Annotated in this window: 12 protein-coding genes and 1 tRNA gene; 6 read left to right on the forward strand and 7 right to left on the reverse strand. The window is 71.4% G+C overall.

Translation table 11 applies throughout. From position 1 onward, the window contains the following. The first annotated feature begins 18 nt into the window (after positions 1 to 18). Complete coding sequence (locus K6U06_RS17035; protein ID WP_262323159.1) at positions 19 to 654, forward strand: GNAT family N-acetyltransferase; 636 nt, start codon at positions 19 to 21, stop codon at positions 652 to 654. Here K6U06_RS17035 and K6U06_RS17040 read toward each other — a convergent pair. Further along, a complete protein-coding gene (locus tag K6U06_RS17040; RefSeq protein ID WP_262323160.1) occupies positions 605 to 877 on the reverse strand; it encodes a hypothetical protein in 273 nt (90 codons plus the stop codon). The two genes, K6U06_RS17035 and K6U06_RS17040, sit on opposite strands and share 50 nt — an antisense overlap. 164 nt (positions 878 to 1,041) lie before the next feature. On the opposite strand from K6U06_RS17040, the gene K6U06_RS17045 reads away from it, so the two are divergent. Together K6U06_RS17045 and K6U06_RS17050 are read left to right on the forward strand one after the other, a co-directional pair. Further along, positions 1,042 to 2,319, forward strand: a complete 1,278-nt coding sequence (locus tag K6U06_RS17045) for an MFS transporter (RefSeq protein WP_262323161.1) — start codon at positions 1,042 to 1,044, stop codon at positions 2,317 to 2,319. Between the two features lie 128 nt (positions 2,320 to 2,447). Next, complete coding sequence (locus K6U06_RS17050; RefSeq protein WP_262323162.1) at positions 2,448 to 5,762, forward strand: S8 family serine peptidase; 3,315 nt, start codon at positions 2,448 to 2,450, stop codon at positions 5,760 to 5,762. A gap of 72 nt (positions 5,763 to 5,834) precedes the next feature. On the opposite strand, the gene K6U06_RS17055 is transcribed toward K6U06_RS17050, so the two are convergent. After that, the gene (locus K6U06_RS17055) at positions 5,835 to 7,637 is read right to left on the reverse strand and encodes a hypothetical protein (RefSeq protein WP_262323163.1); all 1,803 of its coding nucleotides are present in this window, start codon (positions 7,635 to 7,637) and stop codon (positions 5,835 to 5,837) included. A gap of 368 nt (positions 7,638 to 8,005) precedes the next feature. Beyond that, a tRNA-Arg gene (locus K6U06_RS17060) sits at positions 8,006 to 8,081 on the reverse strand. Between the two features lie 149 nt (positions 8,082 to 8,230). Here K6U06_RS17060 and K6U06_RS17065 point away from each other — a divergent pair. From K6U06_RS17065 to K6U06_RS17075, 3 genes are all read left to right on the forward strand, one after another. Next, positions 8,231 to 9,766, forward strand: coding sequence for a Na+/H+ antiporter NhaA (locus tag K6U06_RS17065; protein WP_262323164.1), 1,536 nt, complete (start codon positions 8,231 to 8,233; stop codon positions 9,764 to 9,766). A 171-nt stretch (positions 9,767 to 9,937) separates the two neighbouring features. Then, the gene (gene surE, locus K6U06_RS17070) at positions 9,938 to 10,762 is read left to right on the forward strand and encodes a 5'/3'-nucleotidase SurE (RefSeq protein ID WP_262323165.1); all 825 of its coding nucleotides are present in this window, start codon (positions 9,938 to 9,940) and stop codon (positions 10,760 to 10,762) included. Positions 10,763 to 10,784: 22 nt separating this feature from the next. Beyond that, positions 10,785 to 11,735 carry a glycoside hydrolase family 43 protein gene (locus K6U06_RS17075; protein WP_262323166.1) on the forward strand — a complete coding sequence of 317 codons (951 nt, stop codon included), beginning with the start codon at positions 10,785 to 10,787 and terminating at the stop codon, positions 11,733 to 11,735. 56 nt (positions 11,736 to 11,791) lie between these two features. Here K6U06_RS17075 and K6U06_RS17080 read toward each other — a convergent pair whose 3' ends face one another. From K6U06_RS17080 to K6U06_RS17095, 4 genes are all read right to left on the reverse strand, one after another. Continuing rightward, positions 11,792 to 13,099 carry a pyridoxal-phosphate dependent enzyme gene (locus K6U06_RS17080; protein ID WP_262323167.1) on the reverse strand — a complete coding sequence of 436 codons (1,308 nt, stop codon included), beginning with the start codon at positions 13,097 to 13,099 and terminating at the stop codon, positions 11,792 to 11,794. Positions 13,100 to 13,129: 30 nt separating this feature from the next. After that, complete coding sequence (locus K6U06_RS17085) at positions 13,130 to 13,798, reverse strand: DNA-3-methyladenine glycosylase family protein (protein ID WP_262323168.1); 669 nt, start codon at positions 13,796 to 13,798, stop codon at positions 13,130 to 13,132. A gap of 62 nt (positions 13,799 to 13,860) precedes the next feature. Continuing rightward, positions 13,861 to 14,721 (reverse strand): patatin-like phospholipase family protein, encoded by an 861-nt coding sequence (locus tag K6U06_RS17090; protein ID WP_262323169.1) that lies wholly within the window; start codon positions 14,719 to 14,721, stop codon positions 13,861 to 13,863. 133 nt (positions 14,722 to 14,854) lie between these two features. Further along, a complete protein-coding gene (locus tag K6U06_RS17095; RefSeq protein WP_262323170.1) occupies positions 14,855 to 15,874 on the reverse strand; it encodes a hypothetical protein in 1,020 nt (339 codons plus the stop codon). Positions 15,875 to 16,001: the final 127 nt, after the last annotated feature.

Here is a 16,001-nt window from a genome sequence, read left to right on the forward strand (position 1 = left end):
GCGCGAGACTGGCCGTTCGTGGTCGCAGTGCAGCTTCCCGAGGCGGTCCGCAGCCGGCGCCTCCTCCTGCGCCGCTGGACCGTTGACGACGTCGATCTGCTCGCGGCGGCCGTGGCCAACAACATCGAGCACCTGCGGCCGTGGATGCCCTGGGTCGCCGACGAGCCGATGGCCAGGAGCGACCGGGCGGCGGTGATGCACGACTGGGACCGCAGCTGGCGGAGCGGTGGCGACGTCGTCATGGCGATGGTGCTCGACGACGGGGTGGTCGGCGGCACCGGACTCCACCGAGGGCGCGATCCGCGCTGCTTGGAGATCGGCTACTGGGTCGACCGGGACCACACCGGGCAGGGGCTGGCCACGGAGGCCGCCGAGACGCTGACAGGAGTGGCGTTCTCGATGCCCGACATCGAGACCGTCGAGATACACCACGATCGGGCGAACGTCGCTTCCGGTGCGGTCCCCGCCCGCCTGGGATACGCCTGCGCCGGCGAGCGGCCCGACAGGGTACAAGCGCCCGGCGAGTGCGGCATCGACTGCACATGGCGGGTCACCCGCGCCCGATGGGCTGCGTTGAGGGCCAGCCAGCTGGCAGCAGCCAGGATCAGTGGACGAGGCCCTCGACGTCGTCCCATGCGTCCTGCCGGGAGATGATGTCCATCAGCTCGGCCCGCTCCCGGGTGTCCGCGCTGGCCAGAACGCTGGCCAGCTCCGTCGGCTTCTGCGGCCGCTGGGGGCCGGCGATACGCCATGCGCTTTTCAACGCGTCAACAAACGATGATGTCGCCATCATGCCTTCTCTCGATTCGGTGGGGGGCGTGATCTGCGCAGCTCGGTCCGGGGCCGCCGCCTGCCTGCCTGCCTGCCTGCTGATCACGTCACCAGATCGGCCATTTCTCCCGGAGGAGTGGCCAATCGCAGGTGGAATTGCCAGGATATCAGCCCGGTGAGGGTCCCCCGGCTTTCTGGCTATGACATCGGCCACGTCGGCACGAGACCCGTCGAAGGTGCAAACGCGAGACGCAGGCTAGATTGCCGCCGGTGCCACCCGCTGCCAGCCTGCCGACCGGGGCCGGCATCAACCGCCGCCAGCTGGCCGTGGCCTACGCGCTGTTTGTAGCGCTGCTCGCCAGCAACGCGCCTTCTCCGCTGTATGTCGTCTACCAGCAGCAGTGGCACTTCGCGGCGCTGACGGTAACCGCGATCTTCGGCACCTACGCCCTGGCCGTGCTCGGCTCGCTGCTCCTCGTGGGTCGCATGTCCGACGAGATCGGGCGCCGGAAGGTGATCCTCCCTGCGATGGTCATGCTCGGGGTCAGTGCGTCGGTGTTCCTGCTCGCGGAGAACGTGGCGTGGCTGTTCGTCGCCCGTGCGGTGCAAGGCGTCGCGACCGGCGCCTTGACCGGAGGGGTGGCGGCGGCGCTGGTCGAGCTCGACGATGACCGCGACCCTCGCCGGGCGTCGCTGCTCAACACGATCACGTTCGTGGCCGGAGCGGCGACCGGGCCGCTCCTATTCGGGGTGTGCGCCCAGTACCTGCCGGCTCCGACGGTGCTGCCCTTCGCAGTGGAGCTCGGCCTGGTGGCGATTTCGGTGCCGCTGCTGCGCTCGGTGCCCGAGACGGTCATCCGCCCACCCGGCGTGCGCTGGACGCCTCGCGTGACCCGGCCCGAAGTGCCCCGGCAGGTCCGGCGGTCCTTCGCGGTGGCCGGCGCCGCGGTCGGAGTGGCCTGGTCGGTCGGGGCTCTCTACGCGGCGCTCGGCGCGACGATCAGCCGGCAGATCCTCCACGTCAACAGTCACCTGGCAGCGGGCGGCCTGCTCTTCGGATTCAACCTGCTCGGGGGTGTGAGCCAGCTCAGCCTGCGGCATTGGAGCCCCAGGCGGTCCATGGCAGCGGGGGTCGGCGCCCTCGGCGCTGGCCTGGCTCTGGTGTGGGCTGCCCTCGACGCCGGCTCGGTGGCGCTCTTCGCCGCCGGCTCGGTCCTCACCGGCTTGGGCGGCGGCATCACGTTTATGGGCAGCCTGGCGTTGATCAACCACATCGCGCCCACCCACAACCGGGCCGGGATGGTGTCCGCGTTCAACATGGTGGGTTACCTGGCATTGGCCCTTCCCGTCATGGCCGTCGGAGTCCTCACCGGCCCGTTGGGCCTGCTGCACTCGACGGGGATCTTCACCGTCCTCACCGTCGTGGTGGCGGCGGGCACGCTGGCCGCGGTCGTCACCCACCCTGGAGATCCCCTGGCCCATCTGACCGATGAGGAGCTCGACGGCCTCGGGCTGTCACCGGGCGCCGCGGCCAGCGGGATCACCTGAGCTCACGCCGGTCGCCCGCCGGACGACCGAGCGTCACGAGTCCGTAACAGAGGTATTTGCCAGAGACGGTGGCGTAACGCTCGTTTCGCGGCAATACTCTGCTCTTCAACGTCAGGTGGGAGGAAAACGTGCCGAAAAGACCTGTTATCGCGCGCCTCGGAGTCCTCGGAGCAGCGGCGCTCTCGGCGGGGGTGGCGTTGCCGCTGACGCCCGGGAGCGCAGCCGCCGCACCGACCGCGCCTATCGGGCAGCTGGCCGGTCCGCAGGCCGCTGCGTTGGCCACGGGGGCCACGCACCCGGTCATCGTGCTGTTCAAGGACCAGCTGAACAGCCTGCCGGCCACCCCCGGCCTCACCCCGCAGCGCAAGGCGGCGGTGGCCTCGCAGCAGGCCCCGGTGGTGGCTGAGCTGCACCAGCTCAACGCCCCCCACCTGAAGACCTACTCGGTGCTCAACGCCCTCAGCGCCAACGTCTCGGCCGCCGAGGAGCGCCGCCTGGCCTCTGACAGCGCGGTAGCCGCCGTGGTCCCCGACCAGACCGCCCACCTCTCCTTCAAGGCCCCCGCTGCACCCACCACCCCGGCAGCCGCCGCGCCGAGCACTGCGTGCCAGCCCGGCCCCAACGGCGTGGAGCTCGACCCCCAGGCCCTCGAAGCCATCCACGCCGACAGCAACCTGCCCGGTGCCGGGCCCACCGCCTCGTCGCTCGGCATCACCGGCAAGGGCGTGACCGTGGCGTTCATCGCCGAGGGCTTCCAGCCCAACCAGCCCAACTTCCTCCGACGCAACGGCAAGTCCGTCGTGGTCGACGAGAAGGACTTCACCGGCGAGGGCATCGGCACAGTGAGCGGCGGTGAGGCCTCCCTCGACGCCAGCTCGATAGGGGCCCAGGGGACCAGCGTCTACACCGCCAAGTTGAGCGACGGGACCACCTGCAAGTTCAACGTGCTCGGCGCCGCCCCTGGGGCCGACATCGTCGGGCTCAAGGTGTTCCCGACCAACTACGACGCCACCACCTCCGCCATCCTGCAGGCCATCGACTATGCGGTGACCGTCGACCACGTCAACGTGCTCAACGAGTCGTTCGGCTATAACCCGCTGCCCGACACCATGACCGACGTGGTCCGCCAGGCCGACGAGCAGGCCACCGAGGCGGGCACCCTGGTCGACGTGTCGAGCGGTGACGCCGGTCCCACCAACACCGTCGGCTCGCCGAGCACCGACCCGGCGGTCCTGAGCGCAGGGGCCAGCACCACCTACCGGGTCTACGCCCAGGAAGGCATCACCCCTAGCGGCGTGGCCTTCAACGGCTGGGAGGACAACAACCTCAGCTCCCTCAGCAGCAGCGGGTTCACCGAGGGCCTGAAGGGCCCGAACCTCATCGCCCCCGGTGACCTCAACTGGGTGTCGTGCCAGGTCTCGGCGACCCAGTACGGCGCCTGCATCTCCGGAGGCACGAGCGAGGCGGCCCCGCTGACGTCGGCCACCGCCGCGCTGGTCATCCAGGCCTACCGCAAGACCCACCATGGGGCGACCCCCACGCCGGCGCTGATCAAGCAGATCATCACCTCCACCGCCACCGACGTGGGGCTGCCCGCTGACCAGCAGGGCGCCGGCTTGCTCAACGCCTACCAGGCGGTCCTGGCCGCGGAGTCGGTGAAGACCGCTGACGGCTCCCCGCGGGGGAAGGGCATGACGCTGCAGACCAGCCCCGACACGATCGCGGCCACCGCTCCCGCCGGCACCACCGTCACCCAGCCGGTGACGGTCACCAACTCCGGCTCGGGCACCCAGACCGTCCACCTGGCCGGCCGGGTGCTGTCTGACCCGACCACGCTGGCCGCCCGCCGGCTGAAGGCCACCTCGGCGAGCTACCAGCAGAAACTGACCTTCACCGTGGCCCCCGGGACGTCCTACCTGGCCGCCCACGCCGCCTTGGCCGCCGCCGACCAGAACGGCTTCGTCGACGTCAGCTTGATCGACCCGTTCGGGCGGCTGGCCATCGACGGCCTCCCTCAGGGCTCGACGCTGACCTCCAACGTCGGGGTCCGCTACCCGGCGGCCGGCACCTGGACCGCGTACGTCACCTACCAGGGTGACGTGGCCCCGAGCTCGCCGATCGACTTCGTGGCCACCGGCCAGAGCTGGCAGCCGTTCGGGACGGTGACCCCCTCGAGCATCACCCTGGCCCCGGGGGCCTCCAAGACGGTGTCGGTGGCGGTGGCCACCCCCGCCACCGCCGGCGACGAGACCGCCGCCATCACCCTGACCAGCCCATTCGGCCAGCCGGCGTCCATCCCGGTGGCGCTGCGCAGCCTGGTGCCGCTCACTGGCGGGACCGGCACCTTCAGCGTGCCGGTGTTCGGCGGCAACGGCCGGGGTGGCGCCCCGGCGACGACGCAGTACTTCTCCTTCGACGTCCCGCAGGGGACCCCGGAGCTGAACGTGTCGACCAGGTACCGCAACGGGAACGCCGACAACTACTCGTTGTTCCTGGTGTCGCCCACCGGTGAGGCGCTCGGCCACGCCAGCAACCAGCTGGCGGTCGGGGGCACCACCTCCAGCCCGGTAACCGTCACCGAGGTCGGCGCAGCCAGCCACGTGCTCGCCCCTGCAGCGGGACGCTGGACGGCCATCGTGGCGTTCGCCAACCCGGCCAGCGGACCGAACGTGTCCTCGGCGCTCGACGGGAAGATCACCCTGGCCCCGGTGGCTGCCACCGCCACCGGGCTGCCCACGGGCAGCGTGGCGCTGAAGTCGTCGAAGGTGGTGGCCGTGACGGTGCACAACACCAGCGGAGCGCCCCAGGCGTACTTCCTCGATCCCCGCCTCAACCAGACCGTGACCCAGACCCTGCAGCCCTACAACTCCAGCGCCTCGGTCACCCTGCCCCTGCCCACCGCCACCCCGATCCCGCAGTTCATCGTGCCGACCGACACCACCGGCCTGGCCGGGCAGCTGGACGCCACCGCACCGGCCACCTTCGACATGTCGCCCTACCTGGGCGACTTCGGCGGGGAGCTCAACGGCGACCCCCAGGTGGCCGCCACCAGCACCGGCGACTCGGCCACCGCCACCTGGACCGACAACCCGGTGACCCCGGGCGACTGGAACGTGGACCCGGCGCTGGTCGGCGTCTTCACGCAGCAGGGCGCCACCCCCGCCCCAGCCCACATCACCTTGCAGGCGACGACCCAGGCGTTCGACCCGGCCGTCACCACCACCTACGGGGACCTGTGGCAGACCGGGACGGTCAACCCGGTGATCGTGCAGCCGGGCCAGACCACCACCCTCTACGCGGTGATGAAACCCACTGCGGCCGGACCGGTAAGCGGCACCCTGTACGTGGACACCGCCAGCGAGCTGTCACCCTTCGGCCAGGCCATCCCGGCCGGCGACCAAGTGGCGGCCGTGCCCTACAGCTACACCGCCGCGGCGGGCTAGGCCCGCAGCCACGCGCCTTGGCGTCCCGGCCGGCACCGCCGGTCGGGGCGTCGGCGCGTCCGGGTCCCGCGGCTACCGACCGACGGGTATCTCAGAGAGCCGGAGGTCTACCGAAGACTTTGAGGCCCAAGGGTCGTTGGATACCACCGTTAGAGAATGGACCGCTGGGACCGCCATAGTAGTGCCACTATCAACGGGCCAGTTGAGCAGGTGGGCTGACGACCCAGTGCCTGTTACGAACCGATATCGGGTCGTGTTGTTGACGATGACCGAATAGGTGCCACCTTTGAAAACCGCACCAGCAAGAAGTCCGGCCAGTGACGGGCTGGTGTGGATGGTGGTCACCAACGCCATGCCCGCCGCTGGTGCCGGAATGGTGACGGCACGACCCAGCTTTGCGTGAACGTCGGCTAGCGGCTGTGCCCGTCCGCACATGTCATGGGTTCGGTGCAGCAACGTGAGAAACGGCGAGTCGGTGCTGACGACGCGATAGTTGCATCGAAGAGCCAGCTCGGCCGCCGGGGAATCCCAGGCGGGGTTTCGGCCATCCAGGCCGAAGCTTTGCTGAAGCACCCACGGCGGCGCGTCCTGCGAGCCAAAGAACGATGCGTCCAGGTTGTCGAGCGACGATGTGTACGCCGTATATTCCTGTATCGTCGGCATGGGCTGCCATCGCAACTGCGGGTACGTCCAGGCCATCGGTTGGCCGCGGGGAGCGGCAGCGACACGCTGGCCCCTCATCTCGGTCAACCAGCTCGACGGCAACCTGTAGATGCCCTGCAAGCCGCTCCTCCCCTCTGCTTCCAAGGTCCGACGGTCTGACGGCAAGACGATCGTCTTGCCGTCAGAGAGCCAAAGGTGTGCCGCGGTTTGGGGACGCGCCACCAGCGACGGAGCGACTCCGACCACAGCCGACTCGCAGACCGCTACGGTCAGAAGCAGAGCGGGCTGCACACGCCAAACACGTCGTTGCGCAGGACCGGCAACAGCTATAAACAGCAGGGGCGTGGCGGCGAGGAACAGCACATCGTGTTGATCGTGGCGGACAAATGATTCCCTGAAGAGCACCTCCGTCACGACGAGAGTCATCAGTATCCACCCAGCGGCATGTGGCAATCCTCCCCTCTGGAAGCCACGGAGTCCTGCGATGACCACGACGGTGACGATGGCAACTCCGGCCAACCAGTAGGAGTAGAGACGTCCGGGCATCTCGCTGGCCATTGCCGAATATCCCGATATGAAAGCGGCCTCGAGTCTCAGCCAGGTGAAGACCGACAGCAGACTATTGCCGGTAGCAAGCCACACTGCAGCAAACGCGACGGCCAGGCCGCCGATGTAGCCGCCGAGTTGGCGGACGGCACGATCTGGTCGAAGTGCCCAGGCCACGACAAACACCAGAAGCACTGGCGGGCCCAGGCTCACCTTGATCAGGCCGGCAACGGCAGTAAAGCCTCCGGCCATGACAAGCTCTTCCCCGAGGCGACGTCCGCCAGGCCGATCAACGATCTTGACAGCCCAAACAAAGCCCAACGGCACCAGGAATTCCACGGCGAATCCGGGGCTGATCAGCGCCATAACCAGGTAGGAGAAAAGCAATGCCGCGACGGCGGGAGCGGAACTGCGGAGGGACCGATAGATGACACATCCCGTGCACGTCTTCAGTGCGGTAAGAAACGCGAAGCCGAAAAAGGCAGGGACCGCGAAGAACAGAACTGGTGACGCCAGGAAGCCGAGAGGGCCAAACGTGAACACCAGGTGCGATCCGAATGAGAGGCGGTCTGTCGCCGCCCATTCCAACGCTGCCCGATAGTCGTAATCGATAACATCGACCGGTTTCAGGCTCTGCGGCGAGATGTTCCAGGTGGCTATCGCCAAGAGGAACCCGATGACCAGTGGCCAGCCAAGTAGCCGCCGTGCAGTCAACGGAGCCAGGATGCCCCCACCGGACCTCTCACGCCTCGGGCGCGCAGCCGACTTCGCAGCCGAGGGATCGGGGTTTAGCGGCGAAGGTAGGCCTGCCGTCTCCGCATCGCTCGCCATTACGAGAGATGCCGCGCTGCCCGACTGCGGAAAGCCAAGGTTCGTCGAGGGGGTGGCACTTTCGCATGCTACCGACATGGCGGAATGCGCTCAGCGACTGGCGCTGCCAGCCGCAGCCTGGTGGCAGCCGGCGGGCCGGCCGTCCCAGCGCCCCTCCGCTTCAATCAGCCCCTCAGCAAAGCACCCTCTGACCAGGGCGTTTCTGGTGCACTCGGCGGGATTCGAACCCACAACCTTCTGATCCGTAGTCAGATGCTCTATCCGTTGAGCTACGAGTGCGAGACAGCCCAGCCAGTGTAGTAGGCGGGCTCATCGCCGTCATCCCGGCGAGGCGAGGCCAGCGCGGTGGGCCGACCGTCGCCGCCTGAGGCGGCCAGCGTCGCCTACGAAGCCCCGCCGGCCCTCTAGGTCTGCCGTACCGCTAGCTTGTGAAGCTGGGTGTGCCGGGAAGCCTGGTCGGCGTGTCTTCGCCGACCCCCGGAGATCCTGTGCCCGCACCAGCCCAACCCCGCCGCCGCAACGCGTTCGTCGCCCGCCTGGCCGATGACCGAGTCGCCGGCAGCGGCCTGCTACTGGCCGCCGTCGCCGCCCTGGTTTGGGCCAACTGGCCTTCGTCGGGCTACAGCCGGTTTTGGACCGCGCACCACGAAGCGCTCAACCTCAGCCTGCGGGACTGGGCCAATCAGGGTCTGCTGGTGGCGTTCTTCGCCGTCGTCGGGTTGGAGATCCGCCGGGAGGTCATCGCCGGCGAGTTGAAGACGCTGCGCAGGGCGGTCGTCCCGGTGGTCGCCGCGCTCGCAGGCATGACCGTTCCGGCGCTCCTCTACACCGTCGTCATCGCCGGCGGGGCGGGTTCGGGCGGCTGGGGGATCCCGACGGCCACCGATGTGGCGTTCGCGGTCGCCGCGCTGACGGTGGTCGGCAACGTCGGCGGGCGAGCCCGGATGTTCTTGCTGACCCTGGCGGTGGCCGACGACTTGGTCGCCATCGTCATCCTGGTCGTCGCCTACAACCAGGGGGTCAAACTCGGATGGTTGCTGGCCGGGGCCGGTTCTCTGGGCCTGCTTGTCGGCGTGTGGTGGACGCGGGCGCCGGTCGGTGCGCTGCGCGTCGCGCTGGCCGCCGTCGCCTGGTGGTCGATGCTCCACGCCGGCGTCGAGGCGTGCGTCGTCGGCGCTGCCCTCGGAGCGTGGGGACCCCGCCGGCGGCCGGCCGACGGTGGGTACAACCCGAAGGTCCGCAGGTGGGAGCAGCGAGTCCAGCCGCTGGTGAACACCGTCGTGCTCCCCGTGTTCGCGCTGGCGAACATCGGGATCGTGCTGTCGGGCAACCTCTTCGCCGGCGCCGACGCCACCCGCATCTTCGTGGCGGTGGTCGTCGCCCGGGTCCTCGGTAAGCCGCTCGGGATCGTGGCTGGGACCGCGCTCGGGCGGCGGGCGACCCGGCAGCCCGACGCTCCGCGCGTCTCGTCGCGCCATCTCCTCGGGACCGGTGCGGTGGCGGGGATCGGGTTCACCGTCCCGCTGCTGATAATCGCCGCCGCGCTCCCGGCCGGCCCGGAGGCGACCGCGGCGACCGCGGGGCTGCTCACCGGGTCGGTGCTCTCGGTCGGCGCCGCGGCGAGCGCGGTGCGCCTCGAGCTGCGCGAACCGTGGCTGGTCGCGGTCGGGCTCGACGTGGTCCTCGCCGGCATCGACGCGGCCCTCGGCCGGCACGTGGTCATGGCCGGCCTCTTGGCCCTCGGGCCGGTCTGCGCCGCGGCCCTGTCCCGCCGGCTCCGACCGACGGCGGCCGTCGGCGCTCTAAGCGCGGCCCTGGTGTTGGTGGTCGCCGGGCCGGACGGAATCTGGGGCCGTCCGGCTCTTCTCGGGTGGGCGGCCTTGTCGGTCACCGCCGCGGTGGCCTCCGCCGCGATCGTCGCTGCGAGCGGTCCGGTCCGCCCGGTCGGTCGGTCGGAGAAATGAACGCCGCGACAGACCTCGCTTCGATGGCAGGGATGTGGCGCGGCGCGCCGGCGCAGAAGGCCTGCAACCCGCGACAGACCCCGGCAACAAGCGCCAGGTATGTCGCGGCTTTCATCTTTCGGGCTGCGGTGGCCGCACGGTGAGGGCCCCGGCACGGCGTAGGGTCAAGCAGTGCCCCGGATCCTTGTCACCAACGATGACGGCATCGACTCCGCCGGCCTCCACAGCCTCGCCCGGGCGGCCACCGCCCTCGGCGACGTCGTGGTCGTCGCGCCTGACACCGAGTACTCCGGCGCCAGCGTGGCGCTCGGACCGCTCCATCTCGTCCAACCCGACGTGCACGAAGCGAGCATCGAGGGGGTCCCCGAAGCCTGGGCGGTGAGCGGGCCGCCGGCGCTGTGCGTGTACTACGCCCGGCTCGGCGCCTTCGATGGCGACTTCGACATGGTGCTGTCGGGGATCAACCCGGGAGCCAACGTCGGCCGCTCGGTGCAGCATTCCGGCACCGTCGGCGCCGCACTCACCGCCATCAGCGGGGGGATCCCCGGTGTGGCGGTGAGCCAGTCGGTACGAGGCGCGGCGGTCGAGGGCCAAGCCGTCGGTGACGGCCTCGACGGCCAGCAGTGGGAGACCGCGGCGACCGTCGGGGTGACCGTAGCCAGGGCCGTGCTCGGCGGCCCGGCCGTGGCGGTGAACGTCAACGTGCCCAACCTGGCGCTCGAGGATCTGGTCGGCTGGCGCCCCACGGTGCTGGCCCCGGCCCCCAGCCGGGGGATCGGCGAGGTGCGGCTCAGCCCGAAAGAAGGCGCGCCCGGCAGCTACACCGTGAAGCTGAGCTGGGGTGAGCCCCAGCACCTCCCCGCCGACTCCGACGGCGGGGCGGTGGGCCGAGGCCTGGTCTCGGTGAGCGTCTTGTCCCCCGTCGGCGCCCAGGACCCGTCGCTGCCGGTGCCCGGCGCCTCGGAGTTGACGGCGTTGGTGGGCCGAGGCCAATGACCGGAGCGGGGACGGGCTGAGCATGCTGGCCGGTCCCGCCGCACCCGGCGACTTTCCCGACCCCTTTGTCGTGGCGGTCCCCGGCGGCTGGGGTGCGTTCGCCACCAACGCGGTGGGCCGCAACGTGCAGGTCCGCTTCAGTCCCGACCTGAACAGCTGGGAAGATCGACCCGACGCGCTGCCCGACGTCGCGTCTTGGGCGGTCGGCGGGTTCACCTGGTCGCCGGCGGTGGCCGCCACCCCCGACGGTTGGGTGCTTTGGTACGCGGTGCGCGAGCCGGTGTCGGGACGTCAGGCCATCTCCGTGGCCACCTGCTCCACGTGGGACGGGCCCTACCGGGACGTCACGACCGGCCCGGTGATCTTCCAGCGCGACGAGGGCGGCTCGATCGACCCGAGCGTGTTTCGCGACAGCGACGGCACCCGCTATCTGTTGTGGAAGGCCGACGCCAACGCCTTGCACCGTCCTTCCAGCCTGTGGGGCGCGGCGCTGGGTAGCGGCGGCGCGTCGCTCGCCGGCGACCCGGTCCGGCTGCTCGATCACGACCGGGGGTGGGAGCAGCCGCTGATCGAGGCCCCGAGCTTGTGGTCGGCGGGCGGTCGGTACTGGCTGGCGTACTCCGCCGGCTGGTGGGAGTCGAGCGGCTACGCAATGGGGTTGGCGGTGGGTGAGGGGCCGCTCGGCCCGTTCACCAAGCTGACGGCGCGACGCCCGTGGGTGAGCAGCGATCGGATGGCCGCGGGCCCCGGCGGCCAAGAGGTGTTCGCCGACGCCGCGGGCGGCCTCCGGCTGGCGTACCACGCGTGGACGCCGGGCCAGGTGGGCTACGCCAACGGCGGGGCGAGGACGCTGCGTATCGGGCGGGTCGGCCCGGTGCCGGCCGCTGACGACCTGCCGGTCAACTCCCGCCGGTGGTGGGAGCTGTGGAAGCCGGCGGGTCCGGCGCCGGCGTTGCCCCCGGTGACGCCGTAGGCGGTTAGCGGCGAGTGGACTGCGCTCCGGGCCCGGGTGCTCAGGGGCCCGAGTGCTCAGGGGGCCCGGCGGGCCTTGACGCCCGCCCCGCCGAGGATCACCACGACCGGAGCGTCCTCGTCGGCGGGGCCGGTAGCGGCGTGGCGGGCAAGGTCCCACGCGGCCCACACCGCCGCCGCGGTGGGCTCGACGTCGACGCCTTGCGACCCGAGGTAGCGCTGCGCCGCACCGATGCGTTCTTCGGGGGCCAGCAGCACCCGGCCGCCGGTGCGGCTGAGCACCTCCAGGATCTGGGTGCCTCGGGGCGGGTCGGCGATGGCGATGCCCTCGGCGACCGTCGGCCCCGGGCCGCCGGCGGCTGCGGCGGGGGCTGCCGCTGCGGAGGCGGCTGGGGCTGCCGGCCCGGGAGCGGCGACCGGCCCGGGCGCGGCTGGGCCCTGGTGGGCGCCGGCGAGGAGCGGGGCGCAACGTTGCGCCTGCACGGCGAGGACCCGCGGTACCCGCTCGATCAGCCCGGCGCGCTGAAGCTCCAGGAACCCGAGGTCCAAGCCGAGCACCATGCTGCCGTTGCCGGCCGCGCATACCACGGTGCCGGGCGCCCGGCCGCCGAGCTGCTCCCAGAGCTCGTAGGCGCAGGTTTTGGTCCCGTGGAGGAACAGCGGCTGGTGCACGTGGCTGGCGTACACCGCGCCGGTCTCGCCGAGCCGGGCGACCGCCGCGGCGGTGGCCGCCGCCCGGTCGCCCTCCACCCGCCGCACCGTGGCGCCGGTGCCGGCGATGGCCGCTTCCTTGCCCGGGGAGGTCGAGGCCGGAACGAAGATCTCCGCGGCGATCCCGGCTCGGGCCGCGTACGCAGCCAGCGCGGCGCCGGCATTGCCGCTGCTGTCCGCGACCACCGACCCGACGCCGGCCGCTGACATGCCGGCGACCATCACCGCCGCGCCGCGGTCCTTGAACGACAGCGTGGGGGTCACGAAGTCCAACTTCAGCCACACGCCGCCCGGACCGGGCACCAGCGGGGTCAACCCCTCCCCCATGCTCACCGCCGGCGACCCGGCCACTGCCAGGGGCGGGAGGGCGCCGGCGTAACGCCACAGCGACCAAGGCGTCCCGGTGGGCGCGCCGGGCGCGCCAGCGGCGCTGGGGGTGCCGGCCGCGCCAGGGGCGCCGGGCGCGCCAGTTGAGCCGGGCGCCCCTAGGAGCATCGCCGGGTCGAGGGGCGGCGAGGACGGGTCCAACAGCCCGCCGCAATCGCATCGCCAGCGGAAATCCTCCAGCGGGTACGCGGCCGCGCAGGCGGAGCAGGTAGCGGCCCACCCACCCGGCCCGGCACGCAAGGCCCGGTCAGTCGGAGATGTCGGCACCGGCCGACGGTACCCCGACCCCGCGACCGCTCAGCGGGTCACGGCGCTCGCAGGCGCGTCTGCGTAGATCTCACACGCCCGCCAGCAGTACCACGCCACCACCGACCGGTACGGCCGGTAAGGATCTCCGAGCGGTTCGAGCTCTTTGGCCGAGGGCATCGGGACCTCCCACGCCAGCCCGAACCCCTTGCGGACGCCGAGATCCCCCGTCGGCCACACGTCGAGGCGGCGCAGCTGGAAGATCAAGAACATCTCCGCGGTCCACCGCCCGATGCCCCGCACCGTAGTGAGACGGGCCACCACCTCGTCGTCGTCCTCGCGCCGCAGGCCGTCGGGGTCGAGCACCACCGTGCCGTCGAGGACCTTGGCCGCGAGGTCCTGGATGGACGCCGCCTTGTTGGCGGACAGCCCGGCCTCGCGGAGGGTCTCGGTCGGCAGCGCCATGATCCGCTCGGGGACGACCTGACCCTCCAAGAGGGCGACCAGGCGGCCGTGGATCGCGGCTGCCGCCCGACCCGCGAGCTGCTGGTAGAGCACGCTGCGGACCAGCGCCGCGAACTCGCTGTCTTGCGGTTCGCTGACCCGCGGCGGGCCGACCTCGGCCACCAGCCGGGCCATGACCGCGTCGGCGGCGGCGAGCCGGGCCGCCGCGCCGGCGAAGGTCCGGGCCGGGCGGGAGGCGGCTGCAGGCAGGCGCATGGCGGGAGTCTGCCCTCCGCGGCGGCGGACCGCACGTTCTCTGCCGGCGGCCCGGTGCCTGGCTAGTCCAGGGGAGGGCGGCGGGCGGTGGTGGCGCTGCGACCCGTCTCGCCGGGGGCGACCGGGCGGGCAGCCGGCAGCCACGCTTCGGTCCGGGCCCGGGCCTCGGTCATCAGCTGCAGACCGTGGGAGAAAGAGAACGGCGACACGCCCGGCACCCACGGCGCCGGCACGACGAAGATGTCGACCCGGTCGGCCCACGGGCCGATCTCGCTGTCACGGGCGTTGCCGAGCATCAGGTTGACCGACCGCAGCAGCACGTCCCCTGCGCCGCGAGGCCGGCCGGGCGGAGTCGGCCCGAGGGTGGGCAGGACGAAGATCCGGTCCGCCCCGGCCTCCATCGCCACCTCGATCGGGGCGTCGGCTGCGAGGCCGCCGTCCACCAGGGTCCGCCCGCCGAGGGCGACCGGCGGGAACACGCCGGGGACCGCGCACGACGCCACCAGGGCGGGGATGGCGTCGCCGGATGAGAAGTAGACCGGGTCGCCGGTGTCGAGGTCGGTGGCGGTCACGGTGATCGGGAGGCGGGCTTCTTCCAGCCGGCGGTACGGCAGGTGGGCGCTCAGCCACCTGGTCAGGGCGGTGTTGGGCACCAAGTGGTCCCGCCGGCCAAGCAGGCCGAGGCCGGCAGCGACGGGGCGGAACGGGAAGATCTGGTTGCGGCGCACCTCCAGCCACAAGCGGCGCAGGGACGCGACGCCCCGGGGAGTGGGGTCGGCGGCCAGCCACGCCGCGTTGAGGGAACCGGCCGACGTGCCGATCAGGAGGTCAGGGGCGTGCCCGGCGGCGACGAGGGCCTCGGCCTGGCCGACCTGGATCGCTCCCATGCTCGCCCCGCCGGGGAGCACCCATGCTGTGGTCACCGTCCCTGCCTCCGTGGTACCCGGGCGTCACCCGCAGGTCGCACGCCGTTCAACTCGATGAGACCGGAAGGTTACCTGCCCTGGCCCCGGATTCTGTCGCCGCCGGCGCCCTCCGAGTCGGGCAGGGCACGGATCAGCCCGCCGCCGTGCTGGTGCTGGACTTCCCGGCCACGGTGGTCGAGGTGGTGGTGGTCGTGCTCGGCGGGGGCGGGGCCGCCACCTCGATCTGGAGGGTTTTGGTCACCGGCGGGGTGGCCGAGCCGGCGGGGGGTGTGACGGTCACCGTGAGGGTGCTCGGCGCTCCCGACACCGGCACGACCGGTCCGATGGTCGTCGCGTAGCTGTTGCCCGGCGTCAGGTTGGCGAAGTCCCTGACCTGCGAGGTCTGGTTGGGGGCGGACGGTGACACCGCAGCGGAGATGGTCAGGTTGTTCTCGGGCTGGTTGCCGGTGTCGGCCACCACGATCGTCACCGTCAGGCCCCGGGTCGGCGCGATCTGCTGGACGTTGTTGGTGGTGCCGACCGGCGGCGGGTTGGTGCTGACCGCTTCGATGGTCAGCTGATGGACCGGGGTCAGCGAGGTCCCGTTGCGGAGCGCGACCAGGTACACCTGGAGCCCGTCGGGGGTCCACACCGCAGGGTCGCCGACCCAGGTCGAGGCTGGCATGGTCACGCCGAGCGACTTGGGAAGGTTGGACGCGAAGAGCTGATAGGCCCGGTCGGAGACCGCGAAGTCCTGGCCGGCGGTGGCCAGGGCCTGCACGTTGGGATCGGTGGCCGACGCGGGCGGGGCCGCCGCGCTCAGCACCGCGGTCATGGCCGTCGCCGCGGCCTGGGCCGCGTGGGCTCGGACCAGGAGGCACGCCTCGAGCAGGCCCGGTGCCCCGCCGGCGCTGGCCGGCGCCTTGAGGGCCAGCACCGACTGGTAGTTGTGCTCGGCGCCCTTCGCGGCCTGATTCAGCGCGGCGCTGATCTGGGATCCCGACATGCCCAGCCCGTGAGCGCGGATCTGGGTGATCTCCTGGCCTTCGGTGGTGGAGGCGGCGATGACCGGCAGGACGTCGTCGATCCACGCCTGGCCGCTCAGGGTCTGGGCCGGCGCCGGGGAACGGGACTTGAGCGAGGCGTCGATGATGACCACGACGATCGTCACGATCAGAGCGACGATCAGCAGCCGCCGCCCTCCGCCCGAGCGGGATGAGGGACGAGAAGCCAACTAGTGATGCGTCCCCGAACGGCCTGCCAGCGTCATAGCGGGCTCAGGTTAGCCAGGTGCCGGC

The sequence above is a fragment of the Acidiferrimicrobium sp. IK genome (assembly GCF_025499425.1).
Taxonomy (GTDB): domain Bacteria; phylum Actinomycetota; class Acidimicrobiia; order Acidimicrobiales; family Palsa-688; genus Acidiferrimicrobium.

Excerpts from the sequence above, each read along its gene's own strand:
- K6U06_RS17075 (WP_262323166.1), top strand. The coding sequence starts at position 10,785 with ATGCTGGCCGGTCCCGCCGCACCCGGCGACTTTCCCGACCCCTTTGTC.
- K6U06_RS17085 (WP_262323168.1), bottom strand. The coding sequence starts at position 13,798 with ATGCGCCTGCCTGCAGCCGCCTCCCGCCCGGCCCGGACCTTCGCCGGC.